The organism is Nitrobacter sp. CN101, assembly GCF_055390255.1.
On sequence record NZ_AP038833.1, the window covers coordinates 2540396 to 2558403 of the forward strand.

Consider the following 18008-nt stretch of genomic DNA (forward strand, 5'->3'; position numbering starts at 1 on the left):
GTCGGCCGTTGATCCAATCCACTATCCGGCGACTATGCCAGGCAACGTTTGAAATCCTTCCGTAAGTCCCGGCATTTTATTGCAATTCCTTACGGAATTCGATCGTTTAGCAGCAAGCCGACGTTGCGCAGGGGGTTCGATTTTGGCATGGTCGCGCCCGATTTGATGTCGCCTTGCGACAAAGCGGACCTCCTTAATACGTCCGTTCGCGGGCTCGCGGCATTGTCGGGGCAACTTCCGGAATTCTGAGGCAAATTCAATGACAGCATTAGTAGTGATTGTGCTCTGCGGAGCGCTTTCGATCATTTATGCCATCTGGGCGACCTCGTCCGTATTGAAGGCGGATGCGGGAAATCCGCGGATGCAGGAAATCGCCGCGGCCGTGCGCGAGGGCGCCCAAGCCTATCTGCGCCGGCAGTACACGACGATCGGAATGGTCGGCGTCGTGATCTTCGCGCTGCTCGCCTACTTCCTCGGGGTGCTGGTGGCGGTCGGTTTTGCAATCGGTGCGATCCTGTCGGGCGCGGCCGGCTTCATCGGCATGAACGTTTCGGTCCGTGCCAACGTGCGCACCGCGCAGGCGGCGACCAAATCGCTGGCCGGTGGACTGGAGCTTGCCTTCAAGGCCGGCGCGATCACGGGGATGCTGGTCGCCGGTCTGGCGCTGCTCGGCGTGACCATCTATTTCGCCTATCTTACGCATGGCGCGGGTTACGCCGCAAACAGCCGCACGGTTGTCGACGCGATGGTCGCACTCGGATTTGGCGCCTCGCTGATTTCGATCTTCGCCCGTCTCGGCGGCGGCATCTTCACCAAGGGCGCTGACGTCGGCGGCGATCTCGTGGGCAAGGTCGAAGCCGGCATTCCGGAAGACGATCCGCGCAATCCGGCAACAATCGCCGATAACGTGGGCGACAACGTCGGTGACTGCGCAGGCATGGCCGCCGATCTCTTCGAAACCTACGCGGTGACCGCCGTCGCCACCATGGTGCTTGCCGCGATCTTTTTCGCAACCTCGCCGTTGCTGGTTAACATGATGACGCTACCGCTTGCTATCGGCGGCATCTGCATCATCACTTCGATCATCGGGACATTCTTCGTCAAGCTCGGCGCCAGCGAGTCGATCATGGGTGCGCTCTACAAGGGCTTGATCGCCACCGGCATCCTGTCCCTGATAGGCGTTGGCGGCGTCATCTATTGGCTGATCGGGTTCGGTCCTCTGGCGGGCGTCAGCTATACCGGCCTCGAACTGTTCGCGTGCGGCGTGGCCGGGCTTGTCGTCACCGGACTGATCATCTGGATCACCGAATACTACACCGGCACGGATTATCGTCCGGTGAAGTCAATTGCGCAGGCGTCGGTGACCGGGCACGGCACCAACGTTATCCAGGGGCTCGCAATCTCGATGGAATCGACCGCGATGCCTGCGATCGTCATCATTGCGGGCATACTGGTGACCTATAGCCTCGCAGGTCTGTTCGGCATCGCGATTGCCACCACCACCATGCTGGCGCTGGCCGGCATGGTCGTCGCGCTCGACGCGTTCGGTCCGGTAACCGACAATGCCGGCGGCATCGCCGAAATGGCGGGCCTACCGAAAGAAGTGCGCAAGTCGACCGACGCACTCGATGCTGTCGGTAACACCACGAAGGCAGTCACCAAAGGGTATGCGATCGGCTCCGCTGGGCTCGGCGCTCTCGTGCTGTTCGCGGCCTACAATCAGGATCTCAAGTTCTTCATTGGTGACGCCGCGAATCACGCCTATTTCCAGGGTGTTAACCCGGACTTCTCCCTGAACAATCCCTATGTCGTGGTCGGCTTGCTGTTCGGCGGCCTGCTACCGTACCTGTTCGGCGCGATGGGGATGACCGCGGTGGGACGTGCAGCGGGTGCGATTGTCGAGGAAGTCCGTCGCCAGTTCCGCGAGAAGCCCGGCATTATGCGGGGCACCGACAAACCGGACTACGGCAAGGCGGTGGACCTGCTGACAAAAGCGGCGATCAAGGAAATGATCATTCCGTCGCTGTTGCCGGTGTTGTCGCCGATCGTTGTCTACTTCCTGATCTACGCGCTCGCAGGCGGTGGTGCAGCCGGCAAGTCGGCAGCCTTCTCGGCGGTCGGCGCGATGCTGCTCGGCGTGATCGTGACGGGCTTGTTTGTTGCGATCTCGATGACCTCGGGCGGCGGCGCTTGGGATAACGCCAAGAAGTACATTGAGGATGGTCATCATGGCGGCAAGGGCTCCGACGCGCACAAGGCGGCGGTGACCGGCGACACCGTCGGCGATCCCTACAAGGATACGGCCGGACCTGCGGTCAATCCGATGATCAAGATCACCAACATCGTGGCTCTGTTGTTGCTGGCGGTTCTGGCGCACTGAGACATCACAATGCGAACCATAAAAACCCGCGGCGTGAGCCGCGGGTTTTTGTTGCGTACGAGGTGAGGATCGAGAGGGATGGACGTCGCTCGTAAGCTGATCATAGCAAGCGAGAAAACGGCAGAACGTCGGATCGCAAGTGCCAGCGGCCTCCGACTGAAATCCGGTCCGAAGCGGAGTCGTTAAGAAAAAAGGGCGGGATCGATCCCGCCCTTTTTGCGTCAACTACAAAACTCGAAGCCGCCAAATGCGGGATTGGTGTGGTCTCTTACCACCAGGTACGGCAGACGGTGTGGCCTGCACCCCAGTAACGGCATCGGCGGTGCACGGGGCGAACTGCCGGGCGGACCACAACCACGGAACCGCCACGGTTCACGCGGCAGCCACCGTTGGGGCCGCGATGGAAGCCACGACCGCAGCCGCCAGCGACCTGAATGACGTCAGCGTTCACGCCTGTCGCTGGCGGAGCCAACGGCATGGCGTCGGCGATACCGAAGGTTGCGGCAGTGGCGACTAGGAAGGCTGCTGCAAAAATTGATTTCATTAATCGTCCTCTGGTTCGGCCGCGACAGCGCGGCAGCTCTAGTGACTCGCACTGGGAACGTCGGCCATGACTCTGTCCAGAATCTGGCAAAGCTGATTCGCCCAAGTATGCCGGTCGGACAGTTTATTTTACTCAACCGTTAATCATAACCCAAGCATCAAGAAGTGAGTATCTACAGGTTCATGGTCGCTTACACCGGTCGGTCATGAACGACATGGGTAGGAGAGTTTGATGCTGTCGACCGAAGAAAAACGAGTCGCATTCCACAAACTGCATGACAGCGGCTGCTTCGTGTTACCCAATCCCTGGGATATCGGCAGCGCCAAGGCGTTGCAGGGATTGGGCTTCAAGGCACTCGCGTCGACCAGCGCCGGGTTTGCATGGTCGATCGGCAAAGCCGACAACCGGGTTACGCTGGACAATCTTTGTGGCCATCTGAGCGCCTTGTGCGCGGCGGTTGATCTGCCGATCAATGCCGATTTCGAAAATGGCTTTGCCGATGAACCGGAAGGAGTTGCAGCCCACGTGTCGCGCGCGGTGAAGACGGGCATCGCCGGCTTATCGATCGAGGATGCCACGGGCGACAAGGCGAAACCGCTTTACGACGTCAATCTGGCGATCGAGCGCATCCGCGCCGCACGCAAGGCCATCGATACCGATCGCAGCAACGTCCTGCTGGTCGGCCGTTGTGAGGCTTTCCTGTGGGGGATGCCAGATCTCAAGCTAACGATCGGGCGGTTGCAGGCCTATGCGGAGGCGGGGGCCGATTGCCTTTATGCACCAGGTTTGAAGTCGAAAGACGACATTGCGGCCACGGTAAAGGCCGTTCACCCTAAGCCGGTCAATCTGCTGATAGGCTGGCCGGGTCTCAGCGTTACCGAAGCGGCCGATCTCGGCGTGCGGCGTATCAGTGTCGGCGGGGCATTGGCGCGTGTGGCATGGGCAGGTTTTCTGCGCGCGGCAACGGATATTGCTGACAGCGGCACATTTGACGGACTCGGCTCGGGCTATCCGGCCGGCGAGCTGAACCGGATGTTCTCTGCATAGTCCCTTTTGCTCGGAGCACATTCCTCCGCGTGCCTCGGCCCAAGCCGCGGACGGTTTTCACTCGGCTTCTGGCTACAAAACGTCCTTGCGCCAGACAGCTCTGTAACGACACAAGCCGAAACTGTCCGGGAATTTCTCGTAACGAAATTACGACCCCTTTTTTTATGCTCGTTCCAGCGACCTGATTTTTCTTAAGTGCTTGATTCATGAGATGACAACACTGGTTCTAAAGGATTTGCATCATTAGCTTTAGGAAGGCGGCCAAGGACGAAGAGGGCGCAATGGGTATCAATCAGGGTTCGATCAGCCTCGATCAGAAATACACCCAGGGATCAGGCCACGTCTTCATGACCGGCCTTCAGGCGCTGGTTAGATTGCCGATGGCGCAAATCCGCCGCGACCGCGCCGCTGGTCTCAACACAGCAGGCTTCATTTCCGGTTATCGCGGTTCGCCCCTCGGCGGTTACGATCAGCAACTCCTTGCCGCTCGCAGCCATCTCGAACGACATGAGATCAAATTCCAGCCTGGTGTGAACGAGGATCTCGCGGCGACAGCGATCTGGGGCTCGCAACAGGTCAAGCTGTCCCCGGGTGCGCGCTATGACGGCGTCGTCGGGATTTGGTACGGCAAGGGGCCTGGCGTCGACCGCTGCGGCGACGTATTCCGTCATGGCAATGCTGCGGGTTCGGCGAGACACGGCGGCGTGCTGTGCCTGGCGGGCGATGATCATGGCGCGAAGTCCTCGACCTTGCCGCATCAGTCTGATCATGCGTTCATCGCTGCGCTGATGCCGTATCTCTATCCGTCCAGTCTCCACGAAATGATCGAGATGGGACTGCTCGGCATCGCGATGTCACGCTATTCGGGCTGCTGGGTCGGGATGAAGGTCATCACCGAGACGGTGGAAACGACGGCCGAAATCGATCTGACTGACGAGATGAAGCCGTTCGTCATTCCGCCCGATTTCGAGATGCCGCCAGGTGGACTGAACCTGCGCTGGCCCGACGACCGTTACGATCAGGACCGGCGTCTGCAGGATCACAAAGGTTTTGCCGCGGTCGCGTTTGCGCGCGCCAATAGGATCAATCGCGTTACCATGGATTCCCCGAACGCGCGGTTCGGTATCATGGCGTCGGGAAAAAGCTACGAGGATATCCGCCAGGCGTTGCGCGAGCTGGGCATTACCGAGCAGGTCGCCGCGAAAATTGGTCTGCGGCTTTACAAGATCGGAATGCCGTGGCCGCTGGAGCCGCAGGGCGTGCGCGAATTCGCCGTCGGTCTCGAGGAGATATTCATTGTCGAGGAGCGCCGTGAGATCGTCGAGAACCAGGTCAAGCAGGAGCTGTTCAACTGGCGCGACGACGTGCGGCCACGCATCATCGGCAAGATGGACGATCACGACAAGCGTTTCCTGCCGTTCGCACAGGAATTGGGCGTCGCTTCCCTGGCGACATTCCTGACTGAGCGTTTACTGCACTTGAACCTTAATCCCGAAATCGCCGAGATGCTTCGAACCAAGGCTGACTGGTTCAACGGTCGTCAGGCGTCGCAAATGCAGCCGGCGACCCCGGTCACGCGCGTACCGTATTTCTGCTCGGGATGTCCTCACAACACCTCGACCAAGGTGCCCGAAGGCAGCCGGGCCACAGCCGGTATCGGCTGTCACTTCATGGCGATATGGATGGATCGCAACACTGAAACGTATACCCATATGGGCGGCGAGGGTGGGCCCTGGGTCGGTACCGCGCCGTTCACCAACGAGAAGCACATCTTCGCCAATCTTGGCGACGGCACCTATTTCCATTCCGGGAGTCTGGCGATCCGGCAGGCGGTCGCTTCCGGGGCGAACATCACCTACAAGATCCTCTACAATGACGCCGTGGCCATGACGGGAGGCCAGCATGTCGACGGCGAGTTGTCGCCGCAACGGATAACCTTTCAGCTTCGCGCCGAAGGCATCCGCGACATCTATCTGGTGTCGGAGAACCCGAACAGCTATCCGGCTGCCGACATCGCGCCGGGTACCCGGACCGCGCATCGCGATGACCTCGATGCGGTCATGAAAACCTGTCGCGAGATCAAGGGAGCTTCGGCTATCGTGTTCGTGCAGACTTGCGCCGCCGAGAAGCGGCGGCGTCGCAAGCGCGGCACCATGGAAGATCCGCAACGCCGTGTGCTTATCAATCCCGCAGTTTGCGAAGGTTGCGGGGATTGTTCGGTGCAATCGAACTGCATTTCGGTGGAGCCGCTGGAGACTGAGATGGGGCGCAAGCGCACCATCAATCAGTCGTCCTGCAACAAGGATTATTCCTGCCTCAAGGGGTTCTGCCCTTCGTTCGTCACGATCGACGGCGGCCGCTTGCGAAAGCGCGCGCCGGCGGACCTCGGCGAGATCGGCGACTTGCCCGAACCGGTTACGCGCCCTTCGCTCGATCGGCCCTACAACATCGGGGTCGGAGGGGTAGGCGGCACCGGCGTGCTGACGATCGGCGCGCTGCTTGGTATGGCAGCCCATATCGAAGGCAAGGCCAGCATGATCCTCGACATGTCCGGTCTCGCCCAGAAGGGCGGCGCGGTTTTGAGCCACGTCCGGCTGTCACAAAACCCCGCGGAGGTGACTTGCTCGCGCATCGTCACCGGCACGGCAGATCTCGTCATCGCCGCTGATGAAGTGGTCGCGGCAGCCAAGGAAACGATCACACTCTGCGAATCGAGCCGCACTTACGGTCTTATCAACACTCACCTTATTCCGACCGCCGCTTTCATTCTTGATCGCGATTTCAATTTCCAGAGCGGCAAGGTTGGCCGCGTCCTAGAAACCGCCTTGCGCAAGGATTCGACCTTCTTCGACTTTACCAGGCCGGCGGAGACTCTGCTTGGAGACTCCATCGCCACCAATATGATGATGATGGGTTACGCCTATCAGAAGGGTTGGCTGCCGCTGACCGCGACGGCAATCGAGCAGGCGATCGAGGTGAACGGTGTTGCCGTGAAAATGAATGTGGAGGCCTTTCGGCTTGGACGGCTTGCAGTGGTGGACCCCTCGCGCCTTGTCACGATGATGAAGGGGACCGATGAGGCGGTCGCGCCGAAGGTGCTGGAAGACATGTCGCTGGACGAGATCGTTGTGCATCGCTCGGCGTACCTTGCCGGATATCAGAATGCGAGGCTTGCGGACAAATATCGGGCGATGGTGAGCCGGGTCCGGCAGGCAGCGAGGGACGGCGGTTACGGCGATGCCTTGCCGCGTGCGGTTGCGATCAATTACGCCAAATTGCTCGCCTACAAGGACGAGTACGAGGTGGCGCGACTCTACACTGATGGCCGGTTCAGAAAGCAGCTCGGCGATCAGTTCGAAGGCGGCTACAAGATCAGCTTCCATCTCGCGCCGCCGGTGTTCGACAGTAAGAAGGATGCGCTCGGGCGGCCTGCCAAGAGATCCTATAACGGGTCACGGATGATGCCGGTTTTTCGTTTGCTGGCGAAAATGAAGGGCTTACGTGGCACCGCCCTCGACATCTTCGGATACAGCGCCGAGCGCAGGTTGGAGCGAAACCTGATTGCGGAATACGAAAACGATGTGACTGCTGTCCTCGACAGACTTTCGCCGGCCAACGTCGAAACCGCAATCGAACTGCTGTCGCTGCCTGATCGTATCCGGGGTTACGGCCCGGTCAAGGAGAAGGCGGTGGCCGACACCAAGGCCCGGCATGCGGAGTTGCTGCGCGACCTCGCGAATCCTCCTCCGGTGCCACGGCAGATGGCGGCGGAATAGGCGGCTGAAACAGCGCTCCGGGCCAATGGGGTAACTCTGTTACAGAGCAACGTTGTCGCCAGGTCGATCCTCATGTTCCCCGAAGCGGCGATCCGGCCTATATAGGACCATCGGGAGCCGGTCTAAACGCCATGCCATCTGGGTTCGGAGCATTTTCTAAGCGGATACAATCGTCGTCGCTGTCGATCGGCCAGATTACTTTTGGCGGATTCTTTCTGGTGCTGACGATCATCGCGATAACGAGCGTGGCCAATGTCGTCGCGACGCGTCATCTCGACAACACCTTTGCCGAATTGCAGCGGCTGGACAGCGTCGGTGATCTCGCCGAAGAGCTCGACCGTCGCATGAACGATTTGCGGCTGGCGGCGCGTGACTACGTCACCGATCCAAAAGCGCAGTCCAGCCGGGTGTGGGACGCCACATCGTCATTGAACGAGCTGCTCAAGAAGACACGCATCAAGCTAGCTCCAGAGCAACAGGAGATGATCGATGGCGTCGCGCCGCGGCTGGAGACCTACCGCAAGGGTATAGAGCGGGCGATGAACCTGATTGCAGACCGTGCGAAGCTGGTCAAAACGCTGCCGCCGCTTCGTGAAAAACTCGAACTCGTCATCGAGCAGTCCGCGGATCAGTCTACATCAAGAACACTGTTTCGTGCGCAAAGCGATGTCGCCGCCGCACTGCTTGGGCATGATCCAACGACCGCAGAGCAGGCGGCTGAAAAGATGCGTGCCATTCATGTTGACGAGCCCAAGGTACGTGCAGCCGTTGAGGCGTACGCCGATGCCGTGATCGCGATATCCTTGCGGGAGCGGAAGATAGCAGATCTCGATAGGGATGTGCTGGGCGCGGAGGGGCGGCTGATCGGGCGAGTAACGGAACTATTGCGCGAGCTCAGCGCGGAGCGCAAGCGGGTGCTGTCGCGCGATTTTGCCCGGACGCTTGCCGAAACCAAATGGGAGAGCCTCGCCCTCGGCAGCGTGGGAATAGTGATTGGCTGGCTTGCTGCGGCATTCGTGGTTCGCCGGACGGTTCGGCCACTGAAGGCAATCGCGAGGGCGATCCGGAAACTGGCTGGAGGCCAGAAGGAAACATCGATCCCATCAACCGGTGTAAAAAACGAGATCGGGGATATCGCACGGGCCGCCGAGGTGTTTCGCCGAACGCTCGCTGAAGCGGACTCCGCGCGAGAAGCCGCTGTTCGAGCGCTTGCCGAGCAACGCCTCGCCGAGGAAAGCTATCGTAAGCTATTCGAAGGTTCGGTCGACGGAATCTATGTCATGACGCCGGCCGGTCAACTGCTTGATGCCAACCCGGCGTTGGCGCGAATGATGGGGTATGACACCCCCGACAATCTCATCCGTGGCATTGGTAACAGCGCGCAGACGGTTCACGTCGATCCCGAGGTGCCCGTCAAATACCAACTCCGAATGGAGCGCGATGGGACCGTTCGCGGGTTCGAATATCAGGTGCGTCAGTTCGATGGCGGCATCCTCTGGCTTTCCGATAGCGCGACTGCGATACGCGATGAAAGCGGTCGCATGATCCGTTATGAAGGCGTGGTTCGCGACATCACTGATCAGCGGAGAGCCGAGGAGACGATTGCAGAAGGGCGGCGGCTGCTGCAACTGGTGATCGACACCGTGCCCGCGGTGATTAACGTCAAGAATGCGGAGTTGCGTTACGTTCTGATGAATCGCTACATGGCAGGCATCTTCGGAATAGAACCCGCCGATGCGATCGGACGAACGACGCACGAGGTTATGTCGCGTTACGATGCGGCAAAGACGGATGAGACCGACAGGAAGGTTCTTGAGAGCGGTAAGGAACTCGGCTTTTACGAGGAAGAGTATAAGGATGCATCGGGTGAGCTGCGGCAATGGCTTGTAAATAAGCTGCCTATCCGCGACGCTGACGGTCACGCCGAAAATATCGTCACGGTCGCGCTCGATATCGGCGAACGCAAGCGGAGCGAACAGGAAATGCGGCGCGCCAAGGACGCGGCCGAGGCGGCGCTACGCAATCTGCGCGAAACACAGAACTCGCTGATCGAGGCGGAAAAACTCGCGGCGCTCGGTCGCCTGGTGGCAGGTGTCGCTCACGAGGTCAACAATCCGGTCGGCATCAGCTTGACGGTGGCCTCTTCACTGGAACGGAAAATTACCTTGTTCACCGAGGAGGTGGAGCGTGGGCAGTTGCGGCGCTCAAGCCTCAACGATTTCATCGCGGCGAACCGCGATGCCGCGTCTCAGCTTGTCGCAAATCTCAATCGCGCTGCCGAACTGGTCCAGTCATTCAAGCAGGTTGCCGCCGACCGCAATTATTCGGACAAGCGGACCTTCGACCTCGGCGAACTCACCGAACAGGTCGTGATGAGTTTACGTCCCGCCCTGCGCAAGCATCATGTAACGTTGACGGTCGATTGCGAACCAGATCTCACGATGAACAGCTACCCGGGGCCTTACGGCCAGGTGTTGACCAACCTTTTTCTCAATTCCGTCGCGCATGCCTTTCCCGACGGCAAGGGCGGCGCAGTCGATATTGTTGTGCGGCGAGTAGGCGGGGACAGTGTCCAGATCTTGGTTTCCGACAATGGTTGCGGCATGAGCCCCGATGTGCAGCGCAAGGCATTCGATCCGTTCTTCACGACGCGGCGCGATCAAGGAGGAACGGGGCTGGGTCTGCACATTGTCTACAATATCGTAACGAGCCGTTTGGGAGGGCGCCTCGAACTTGATTCCGGTTCCGGGCAAGGCACGCGCATCCACATCGTTTTACCGCAGGTTGCACCGATGGAACTCGCCGCGGAATAACTCGACTGCGCAGCAATGGCTCTAGCTAGGAGTTCCCCGGGTTTTCCGTGAAACGATGAAAGACTCTATCGGTTAATCTGCTTCCGCCAACTTTCGCAGCGTGGCCTCGAAAATCTGACTCGCCTTTCCGACCAACGCTGTGCCGTTCATCGTGCCGGTCGTATCAGTGAATGTTCCGGTAACGCCGATTCCCACCGATTCCGAATTGCCGAACAGTAGGTTCGCGTCGCGGCTTGGCGTATGGCGTTGAATCAGAACTTCGCCCCTGAAAGTGCCATCCTCTTTTGTGGAATAGCTGCCCGTATAGAACAGATAAGCATCACCGCCCAGAATTTTTCCATCGCGGAACATCAACACGCCACTGCCCTTGCCCACACGCCCATCAAGCAAGGCGATGTGAATCGAATACAGCCCATTTTTCATGGTGATCCGCTCGCAGCCGCAATTTTGTCTTGTCCCGGCCTCATTATGTCAAAAAGGGCGCAAGCGCGTCAATGCGACATCGCGCGGGACCGACCGCCGAAGCAGCCGCGACGGAAGTTGGGCAGGATTGGATTGTCGCCGATCTGTGCCTAGAACCTTGCAAGGGAGCGGAACGCGGCATCTCGCTTCGCTTATCCGCCGGACCCCGGAACTCTCTTGTTAGCGGCCGCCATGGTTCCTGCCGTGCCCGATCATGGCGACAATCGAACTGGAAGGGAAACGGCCCGCCAAATCGCGTGACATCGGGACCCCGCAGTTCCTATAAGGAGGCGTGCGCTCGTAGCTCAGCTGGATAGAGCATCGGATTTCGATTCCGAGGGTCGGGAGTTCGAATCTCTCCGAGCGCGCCAGCCCCTCGTGGAACCGGATGAAATCATGAGATAATTGGTCGATTTCGCTCTGAAATTCCATGAAAAAGAAGATCGTGCTTGCAACGCCTGTGCTGTTCTGCTGACCACTCCTTCCCATCGCCATCACGACTCGGGGTGACAGAAGCCGCCGCAGTTCGGCCTATGCCGCTAAGCTATTGATTTTATTGAATCAATGTGTGGTAAAAAGGAGACGTCGCTCTAAAATCGTGCCAGCCAGCGGCTATCGTTGTTCCAATCGGGGAGGCTGCCGCTAATCTGGCCACCATAACGTTGCGAAATTGCTCCATATTTCCACGGAGATGGAAGGGAGCCTCGCATCAAGTTAGTTTTGGTGGGTGGCGTGAAACTTATTCAGACCGCGAAGGTCGCGTTTGTCTTGTTTACGATGACTGCGTGCTGTTCTGGTGCCGCGGCGCAATCGACGACGTCTCCCATTTCCGCAGCATCCGTGGTTCAGCAGGATTACGATGCGCTGTTCCAGCAGATGTATAAAAACCCTTCCGATTTGGAAGCCAGTTTCAAGTTCGCCGAGCAAGCCGTCAAACGCGGCGACTATGAAGCCGCTATCGGCGCCCTTGAACGGATGCTGTTCTTCAATCCGAATTTGCCGCGCGTTAAACTCGAATTGGGCGTACTGTATTTCAAGCTCGGCTCATACGAACTGGCGCGCAGCTATTTTCAGGAGGCGATCAAGGCCGCCGACGCCCCTGATGACATTCGCGTCCAGGTCCGCGCCTATTTGACCGAGATCGACCGCCGGCTTGCGCGCTACGAGTTCAGCGTATTTACCACCGCCGGCTTGCGCTACCAGACCAACGCTAACCTCGGCCCCTCAAGCCTGATGGTGCGCGCTCTGGGTCAGGATGCAATCCTCAACAGCGCGTACGGCAAACGTCCGGACTGGAATATGTTCCAGACACTTACAGCCAACTACGCCTATAAGATCGGCACGCGGGGAGACGCCATCGAAGCGAGCTTCCTAGGCATCAATTCGCGCCAATACAAACTCAACCAATTCAACCTTGGTCTGGTCGAGCTCGTGGTCGGCCCACGCATCGCCATCGGACAGAACGCATCGTTCAAACTTTACGGCATCGGAGACCAGGCCTGGCTGGGAGACGCCAATTATTTCTCGGCTGGCGGCGGCGGCGTTTCCGCGCGCACGACGCTCGGCGATCGCGGCATTCTGGAGGCGTTCGTCGAGCAGCGGCATCGTGATTTTTCGAATTCGTCCAACTTTCCGACAGCCGCCCAACAGACCGGAGACCTGCTATCGGCGGTGGTGACCTCGGACGTGGGCTTCGGGCCAGTGCACTGGACGACGCGTGTAGCTTTCGAACAAAATCGTGCTGTCTTCGATTATTACTCATACAAGCGCTATTCGATCGACATGGCTTCTCCTTATGGGTTTGTCTTGTCGGTGTTCGGCACGCCGCATCAGTTTGTATTCGCGCCGACGATCGGCTTCAGCTGGGCCAATTTTGATGCGCCCAACCCGATCGTCGATCCGTTTCAAATACGGAACGACAAAGAGCAACGGTACGGTGCGATCTTCGATGCGCAAGTATACAAGAACGTGGGTTTGCGGACTCAAATTCTGTACACCAAGATCGACTCGTCGCTGCCGAATTACACAACCGACAACTTCTCGGTCTCGATCGGACCGGCCGCGCGGTTCTGAGCCGGAGGTCTATCCCGATACGTCTCGCGCCAAAGCCGCGCGGCGCGAAGGTGAACCGCCGAATTCGCCCGCGTTCTTCGCCGATGCATCAGGCGATTACCTAGTAGCTGTATCCAATCAACTGCTATTTTTGTAGGCCAAACGGAACGGATTCCGCTAATGTGCCGGAAACATTTCGCGATGCCGTTGTGTCCACGGATTGTCGAGCCGATCACAGAATCATTGAACCGGATTCAGACCCTTTGTCGTCGTCCCTTGAATGCGCCGATCTAAGCTTGCGCAGAAGGCCCGCAGAAACGGGCCGCGAGCTGACAAGCTTTTCAGACTGCATCGGCCATAATATTCGTCTGTTCGTATCCGAAGCCGAGACAGACCGATGAAGGCTGCAACGCGTTTGCGCAGCACCTTGCGCGTGCGGACGATGTTAGCGTGGGCGCGTCTGCGCCGGCTGACGCGTAACAAGAATCTTCGCGCGGTCGGTGCAGCGATAGCGACCCTTGTGCTGCTTACTTCGCTGCGCGCTTATGATCCGCGCATCGTCACCGAATTGAAGGAGCGTACGTTCGATACCTATCAGCGGCTCAAACCCCGCGCCTATACCGATCTGCCGGTGCGGATCGTCGATATCGATGAAGCCTCGATCTCGGAATACGGCCAGTGGCCTTGGCCGCGGACACGTCTTGCGGCGCTGACCCGTCGGCTTGCCGATCTCGGTGCGGGCGTGATCGCCTACGATGTCATTTTCTCCGAGCCGGATCGAACTACGCCGAGCCGGCTTGTCGACGATTTGCGGGATTCCAGCGCACCAGATCTCGACCAAACCATGAAGCTGCTCGCGAACCTGCCTGACCACGATCAGGCGTTCGCCGATGCTATCGGCAAGACGGGGGTCGTACTCGGCTTTGCCGCCGCCAGAGCCGCCAACGACAACCGCCCGCCGGGCCGGGCCGGGGTGGCCTTTGTCGGCGTCAATCCGACGAAGGTGCTTGCGCCCTTTCACGGCACGGTGTCGAGCCTGCCGATATTCAACGAAAAGGCGGCAGGTATCGGCGGCATCAATTTAAGTTCGCTCGATCGCGGCGGCATCGTCCGCCGGGTACCTATGGTGTTTTCTGACGGCGTGAGCATCTACCCCAGCCTTGCGATTGAGGCGCTGCGGGTCGCTCAGAACCAGAAAAGCATTATCGTGCGAGGCACGGGAGCGAGCGGGGACAGTGACACGGGCCACGACGCGCTGATCGATATGCGGGTAGGCGCGTTCAAGTTGCCGTTAACGAGCAACGGCGAATCCCGGATCTATTTCAGTCGCGACCGGCCGCAGCGTTACGTGTCGGTGAAAGACATTCTTGATCCCGCCAAAGAGGCTACGGTGAAGCCGCTGATCGACGGCGCGATTGTCCTCGTCGGCGCATCGGCTGCGGGTTTGATGGATTCACGAGCAACGCCTCTGGGCGGACCGGTTCCGGGCGTCGCCATCCAGGCACAGTTGATCGAGCAGATCCTCGCGCAGGACTTCATCGAGCGTCCGGACTGGACGAACGGATTGGAAATTGTCTTGACCGTATTGTTCGGCGCCTTAGTCGCCGGCCTGGTCCTGATGTTCGGCGCCCGGTTCTCGTTCTATGCCGGCGTGGTGGGATTTGTCGCGGGGCTTGCCGGATCGTGGATCGCTTTCTCGCAATTTCGCCTCTTGATTGATCCGATCTTCCCGTCGCTGGCGGCGCTGGCGGTCTATATCGCCGTGGAGCGCGTGCTTCACGTTGCCTCCGATCGAGAGAAGAAGTTCGTGCGGCAGGCCTTTGGTCAGTATCTCGCGCCGGAATTGCTGACCCAGCTTGAGAATTCACCGCAGGGGATGCGCCTCGGGGGGGAATCCCGCGATATTTCCGTGATGTTCATGGACGTGCGCGGTTTTACTCCGATCTCTGAAGCTCTGACCGCCACGGAACTTGTCGATTTCATCAATACGCTGCTGGCGCCGCTGTCGGACGCGATACAGGATGAACTGGGGACAATCGACAAGTATATCGGCGATTCGATCATGGCATTCTGGAACGCGCCGGTCGACGTGTCCGATCATGCGACTCGGGCCTGTCAGGCCGCGCTCAAGATGCGTGCGGCGCTCGGCGCGCTCAACGACGCTGATGTCTTTGGATTCTCTGCGCGCGGCTTCGACGACTCTCGCGTCAAGATCGGGGTTGGCATCAATGCCGGACTGGCTTGCGTCGGCAACATGGGATCGCAAAGACGATTTAATTATTCGGCTATGGGCGATGTTGTGAACGTGGCGGCTCGAATCGAGTCGGCAAGCAAGGCGCTTAATGTGGATCTTCTGGTTTCGGAAGACGTGGCCCGACGGGTCAAAGGAATTGCGCTGCTCGAGGCGGGCGAGATCTTGTTGAAAGGCAAGTCACGACCCACAAAAATTTATGCGATCGCTGGCGACGACACGATGGCGGGATCACCAGAGTTCGCCGAATTGAAGCGTCAGCACGGTGCGCTGCTGACCGCAATCAAAACAGGTGAGGGGCCTGAGGCGACAGTCGCCCTGGCCCGGTGTCGAGAGCTCGCCGGCGAGGACATGCAGGATTTCTATCGCCGCTTGGCCGAACAGATCGCACCGCTTCACGCAACGTGAAGAAAACGCGTCAGTTCCAAACCATGGAGCCGCGCTTCTGATCTTGCCAGAAGCGGAAAGGCTCTAGAAGGTCACAACACTGCGGATCGACTCGCCTTTGCGCATCAGGTCGAACGCTCTGTTGATGTCGTCGAGCGGCATGACGTGCGTGATCATCGGGTCGATCTGGATTTTGCCCTGCATGTACCAGTCGACGATCTTCGGCACATCGGTGCGGCCGCGTGCGCCGCCAAACGCTGTGCCTTTCCATACGCGACCCGTGACGAGCTGGAACGGCCGCGTCGCAATTTCCGCGCCGGCGGGTGCGACGCCGATAACGATCGACTGTCCCCAACCACGGTGGCAGGCTTCCAGCGCCTGGCGCATCACCTTCACGTTGCCGGTGCAGTCGAAGGTATAATCCGCGCCGCCGATCTGATCAGCACCGGACTTCGTCATATCGATCAGGTGAGGGACAAGATCCTTTCCGACGTCAGTCGGATTGACGAAATGCGTCATGCCAAAGCGTTCGCCCCACGCTTTACGGTCGTCGTTGATGTCCACGCCGATAATCATGTCGGCTCCGGCGAGCCGTAACCCTTGTAGAACGTTCAGACCGATACCGCCGAGGCCGAACACGATCGCCTTGGCTCCGGGTTCGACCTTCGCGGTGTTAATGACCGCGCCTACGCCGGTCGTGACGCCGCAGCCTATGTAACAGACCTTGTCGAAAGGGGCGTCTTCGCGGATCTTGGCAACCGCGATCTCCGGCAGCACCGTGTAATTGGCGAAGGTCGAAGTGCCCATGTAGTGATGGATCGGCTTGCCGTCCAAAGAGAAGCGCGACGTGCCATCCGGCATCAGTCCCTGGCCCTGGGTAGCGCGAATTGCCGTGCAGAGATTGGTCTTGCGCGACAGACATGACGGACATTGCCGGCATTCTGGCGTGTAGAGCGGGATAACGTGGTCGCCTTTCTTCACCGAGGTCACACCCTTGCCGACATCGACGACAATGCCGGCTCCCTCATGACCGAGGATCGCCGGAAACAATCCTTCCGGATCCGCGCCCGACAAGGTGAACTCGTCGGTGTGGCAGACGCCGGTCGCCTTGATCTCGACCATAACCTCTCCGTCACGCGGGCCATCGAGTTCCACCGTCGTGACTTCAAGTGGCTTGCTGGCGGCAATAGCAACTGCGGCGCGAACGTGCATAGTGACTTCTCTTCAACAGGCGTTCTGAAATTGCAAAAGCATTCCACGGGCATGCTAGTTAGCCCAGGATAAGGTCGTGTCTTCAAGGTCGCAATGACGGGCGGCGGACGGGCACGAAATGTCTCAGCACCAAAAAGAAGGGACGCCACTACGGCGTCCCTTCCTGCGTGTTCTCGATTGAATACAGCTCGCGTTACTTCGGCTGCTCGACAATCCGGAAATATGGCTTCGGCGACTTCCATCCCTTTGGGAATTTCTTGCGAGCTTCTTCCTCAGGAACCGCGGCCGAAAAGAACACATCGTCGCTTTGCTTCCAGTCCGACGGCGTCGAGACGCCGTGCTTGGCGGTGAGCTGCAAGGAGTCGATGACGCGCAGCACTTCCTGCCAGTTGCGGCCGGTGCTCATCGGATAAATGAGGACAATCTTGACCTGCTTGTCGGGACCGATCACAAAAATGTTGCGCACGGTCTGATTATCGACAGGCGTCCGCTTGTTGACGTCGCCGGACGTGCTGGCCGGCAACATGCCGTAGAGCTTGGCGACCTTGAAATCGACATCCGCAATCAGCGGATAGTTCGGCGCGACACCCTGCGTCTCTTCGATGTCCTTGGACCAAAGGTGATGCTTGTCGGTTGGGTCGACGCTGATGCCGATCAGCTTGACGCCCCGCTTGTCGAACTCCGGCTTGAGCCGGGCGACGGCGCCGAGTTCAGTGGTGCAGACCGGCGTGAAGTCCTTGGGGTGCGAGAAAAACAACCCCCAGCTATCGCCGAGCCACTTGTGAAAGCTGATGTTGCCTTCAGTACTCTCGGCTTCAAAATCAGGGGCGGTCGAACCAATCGATAAAGTCATAAGTTCACGTCCTCGTGTCACAGTTAAACGGGGGTGGCGGGACTATAGGCTCGGGCCAGGCGAAACGGAACCTTTAATGAAAAAGGGCAATATCTTTTCTCCTGGCGAGCGTTGCGGAGCATCTTCCTGTCGGCGACTGGCAGGTACAACGAATTAAAGCCTACGAGATTGTGATCGCAGACGTCCCGATGTTGCCCCATCCGCGTGGGAGGGTGTTGCCATCGTCTTGAA

At 59.1% G+C, this 18008-nt stretch carries 10 protein-coding genes and 1 tRNA gene; 7 read left to right on the top strand and 4 right to left on the bottom strand.

All coding sequences use genetic code 11. The features are described from left to right. Window positions 1-259: 259 nt before the first annotated feature. Window positions 260-2380: a sodium-translocating pyrophosphatase gene (locus tag ACZ5IL_RS12815; protein WP_464591964.1), complete on the top strand. Its 2121-nt coding sequence runs from the start codon at window positions 260-262 to the stop codon at window positions 2378-2380. A gap of 268 nt (window positions 2381-2648) precedes the next feature. Here ACZ5IL_RS12815 and ACZ5IL_RS12820 read toward each other — a convergent pair whose 3' ends face one another. Next, on the bottom strand, window positions 2649-2924 hold the full coding sequence (locus ACZ5IL_RS12820) for a GCG_CRPN prefix-to-repeats domain-containing protein (protein ID WP_464591966.1): 276 nt from the start codon (window positions 2922-2924) through the stop codon (window positions 2649-2651). Between the two features lie 231 nt (window positions 2925-3155). On the opposite strand from ACZ5IL_RS12820, the gene ACZ5IL_RS12825 reads away from it, so the two are divergent. The 3 genes from ACZ5IL_RS12825 to ACZ5IL_RS12835 all read left to right on the top strand — a co-directional run bounded on the left by ACZ5IL_RS12825 (window position 3156) and on the right by ACZ5IL_RS12835 (window position 10560). Further along, window positions 3156-3971, top strand: a complete 816-nt coding sequence (locus tag ACZ5IL_RS12825) for an isocitrate lyase/PEP mutase family protein (RefSeq protein ID WP_464591968.1) — start codon at window positions 3156-3158, stop codon at window positions 3969-3971. 281 nt (window positions 3972-4252) lie between these two features. Further along, the gene (locus ACZ5IL_RS12830; RefSeq protein WP_464591970.1) at window positions 4253-7747 is read left to right on the top strand and encodes an indolepyruvate ferredoxin oxidoreductase family protein; all 3495 of its coding nucleotides are present in this window, start codon (window positions 4253-4255) and stop codon (window positions 7745-7747) included. Window positions 7748-7878: 131 nt separating this feature from the next. Continuing rightward, window positions 7879-10560 carry a PAS domain S-box protein gene (locus tag ACZ5IL_RS12835; protein WP_464591972.1) on the top strand — a complete coding sequence of 894 codons (2682 nt, stop codon included), beginning with the start codon at window positions 7879-7881 and terminating at the stop codon, window positions 10558-10560. A gap of 72 nt (window positions 10561-10632) precedes the next feature. On the opposite strand, the gene ACZ5IL_RS12840 is transcribed toward ACZ5IL_RS12835, so the two are convergent. Further along, complete coding sequence (locus ACZ5IL_RS12840; RefSeq protein WP_464591973.1) at window positions 10633-10983, bottom strand: GrlR family regulatory protein; 351 nt, start codon at window positions 10981-10983, stop codon at window positions 10633-10635. Window positions 10984-11316: 333 nt separating this feature from the next. On the opposite strand from ACZ5IL_RS12840, the gene ACZ5IL_RS12845 reads away from it, so the two are divergent. The 3 genes from ACZ5IL_RS12845 (at window position 11317) to ACZ5IL_RS12855 (ending at window position 15733) form a co-directional block, all read left to right on the top strand. Further along, a tRNA-Arg gene (locus ACZ5IL_RS12845) sits at window positions 11317-11393 on the top strand. Window positions 11394-11754: 361 nt separating this feature from the next. Further along, on the top strand, window positions 11755-13095 hold the full coding sequence (locus ACZ5IL_RS12850) for a tetratricopeptide repeat protein (protein WP_464591975.1): 1341 nt from the start codon (window positions 11755-11757) through the stop codon (window positions 13093-13095). A 376-nt stretch (window positions 13096-13471) separates the two neighbouring features. Next, a complete protein-coding gene (locus ACZ5IL_RS12855; protein WP_464591977.1) occupies window positions 13472-15733 on the top strand; it encodes a CHASE2 domain-containing protein in 2262 nt (753 codons plus the stop codon). A gap of 63 nt (window positions 15734-15796) precedes the next feature. Here ACZ5IL_RS12855 and ACZ5IL_RS12860 read toward each other — a convergent pair whose 3' ends face one another. Next, on the bottom strand, window positions 15797-16924 hold the full coding sequence (locus ACZ5IL_RS12860) for an S-(hydroxymethyl)glutathione dehydrogenase/class III alcohol dehydrogenase (RefSeq protein WP_464591979.1): 1128 nt from the start codon (window positions 16922-16924) through the stop codon (window positions 15797-15799). A gap of 193 nt (window positions 16925-17117) precedes the next feature. After that, window positions 17118-17777 carry a peroxiredoxin gene (locus ACZ5IL_RS12865; protein WP_464591981.1) on the bottom strand — a complete coding sequence of 220 codons (660 nt, stop codon included), beginning with the start codon at window positions 17775-17777 and terminating at the stop codon, window positions 17118-17120. Window positions 17778-18008: the final 231 nt, after the last annotated feature.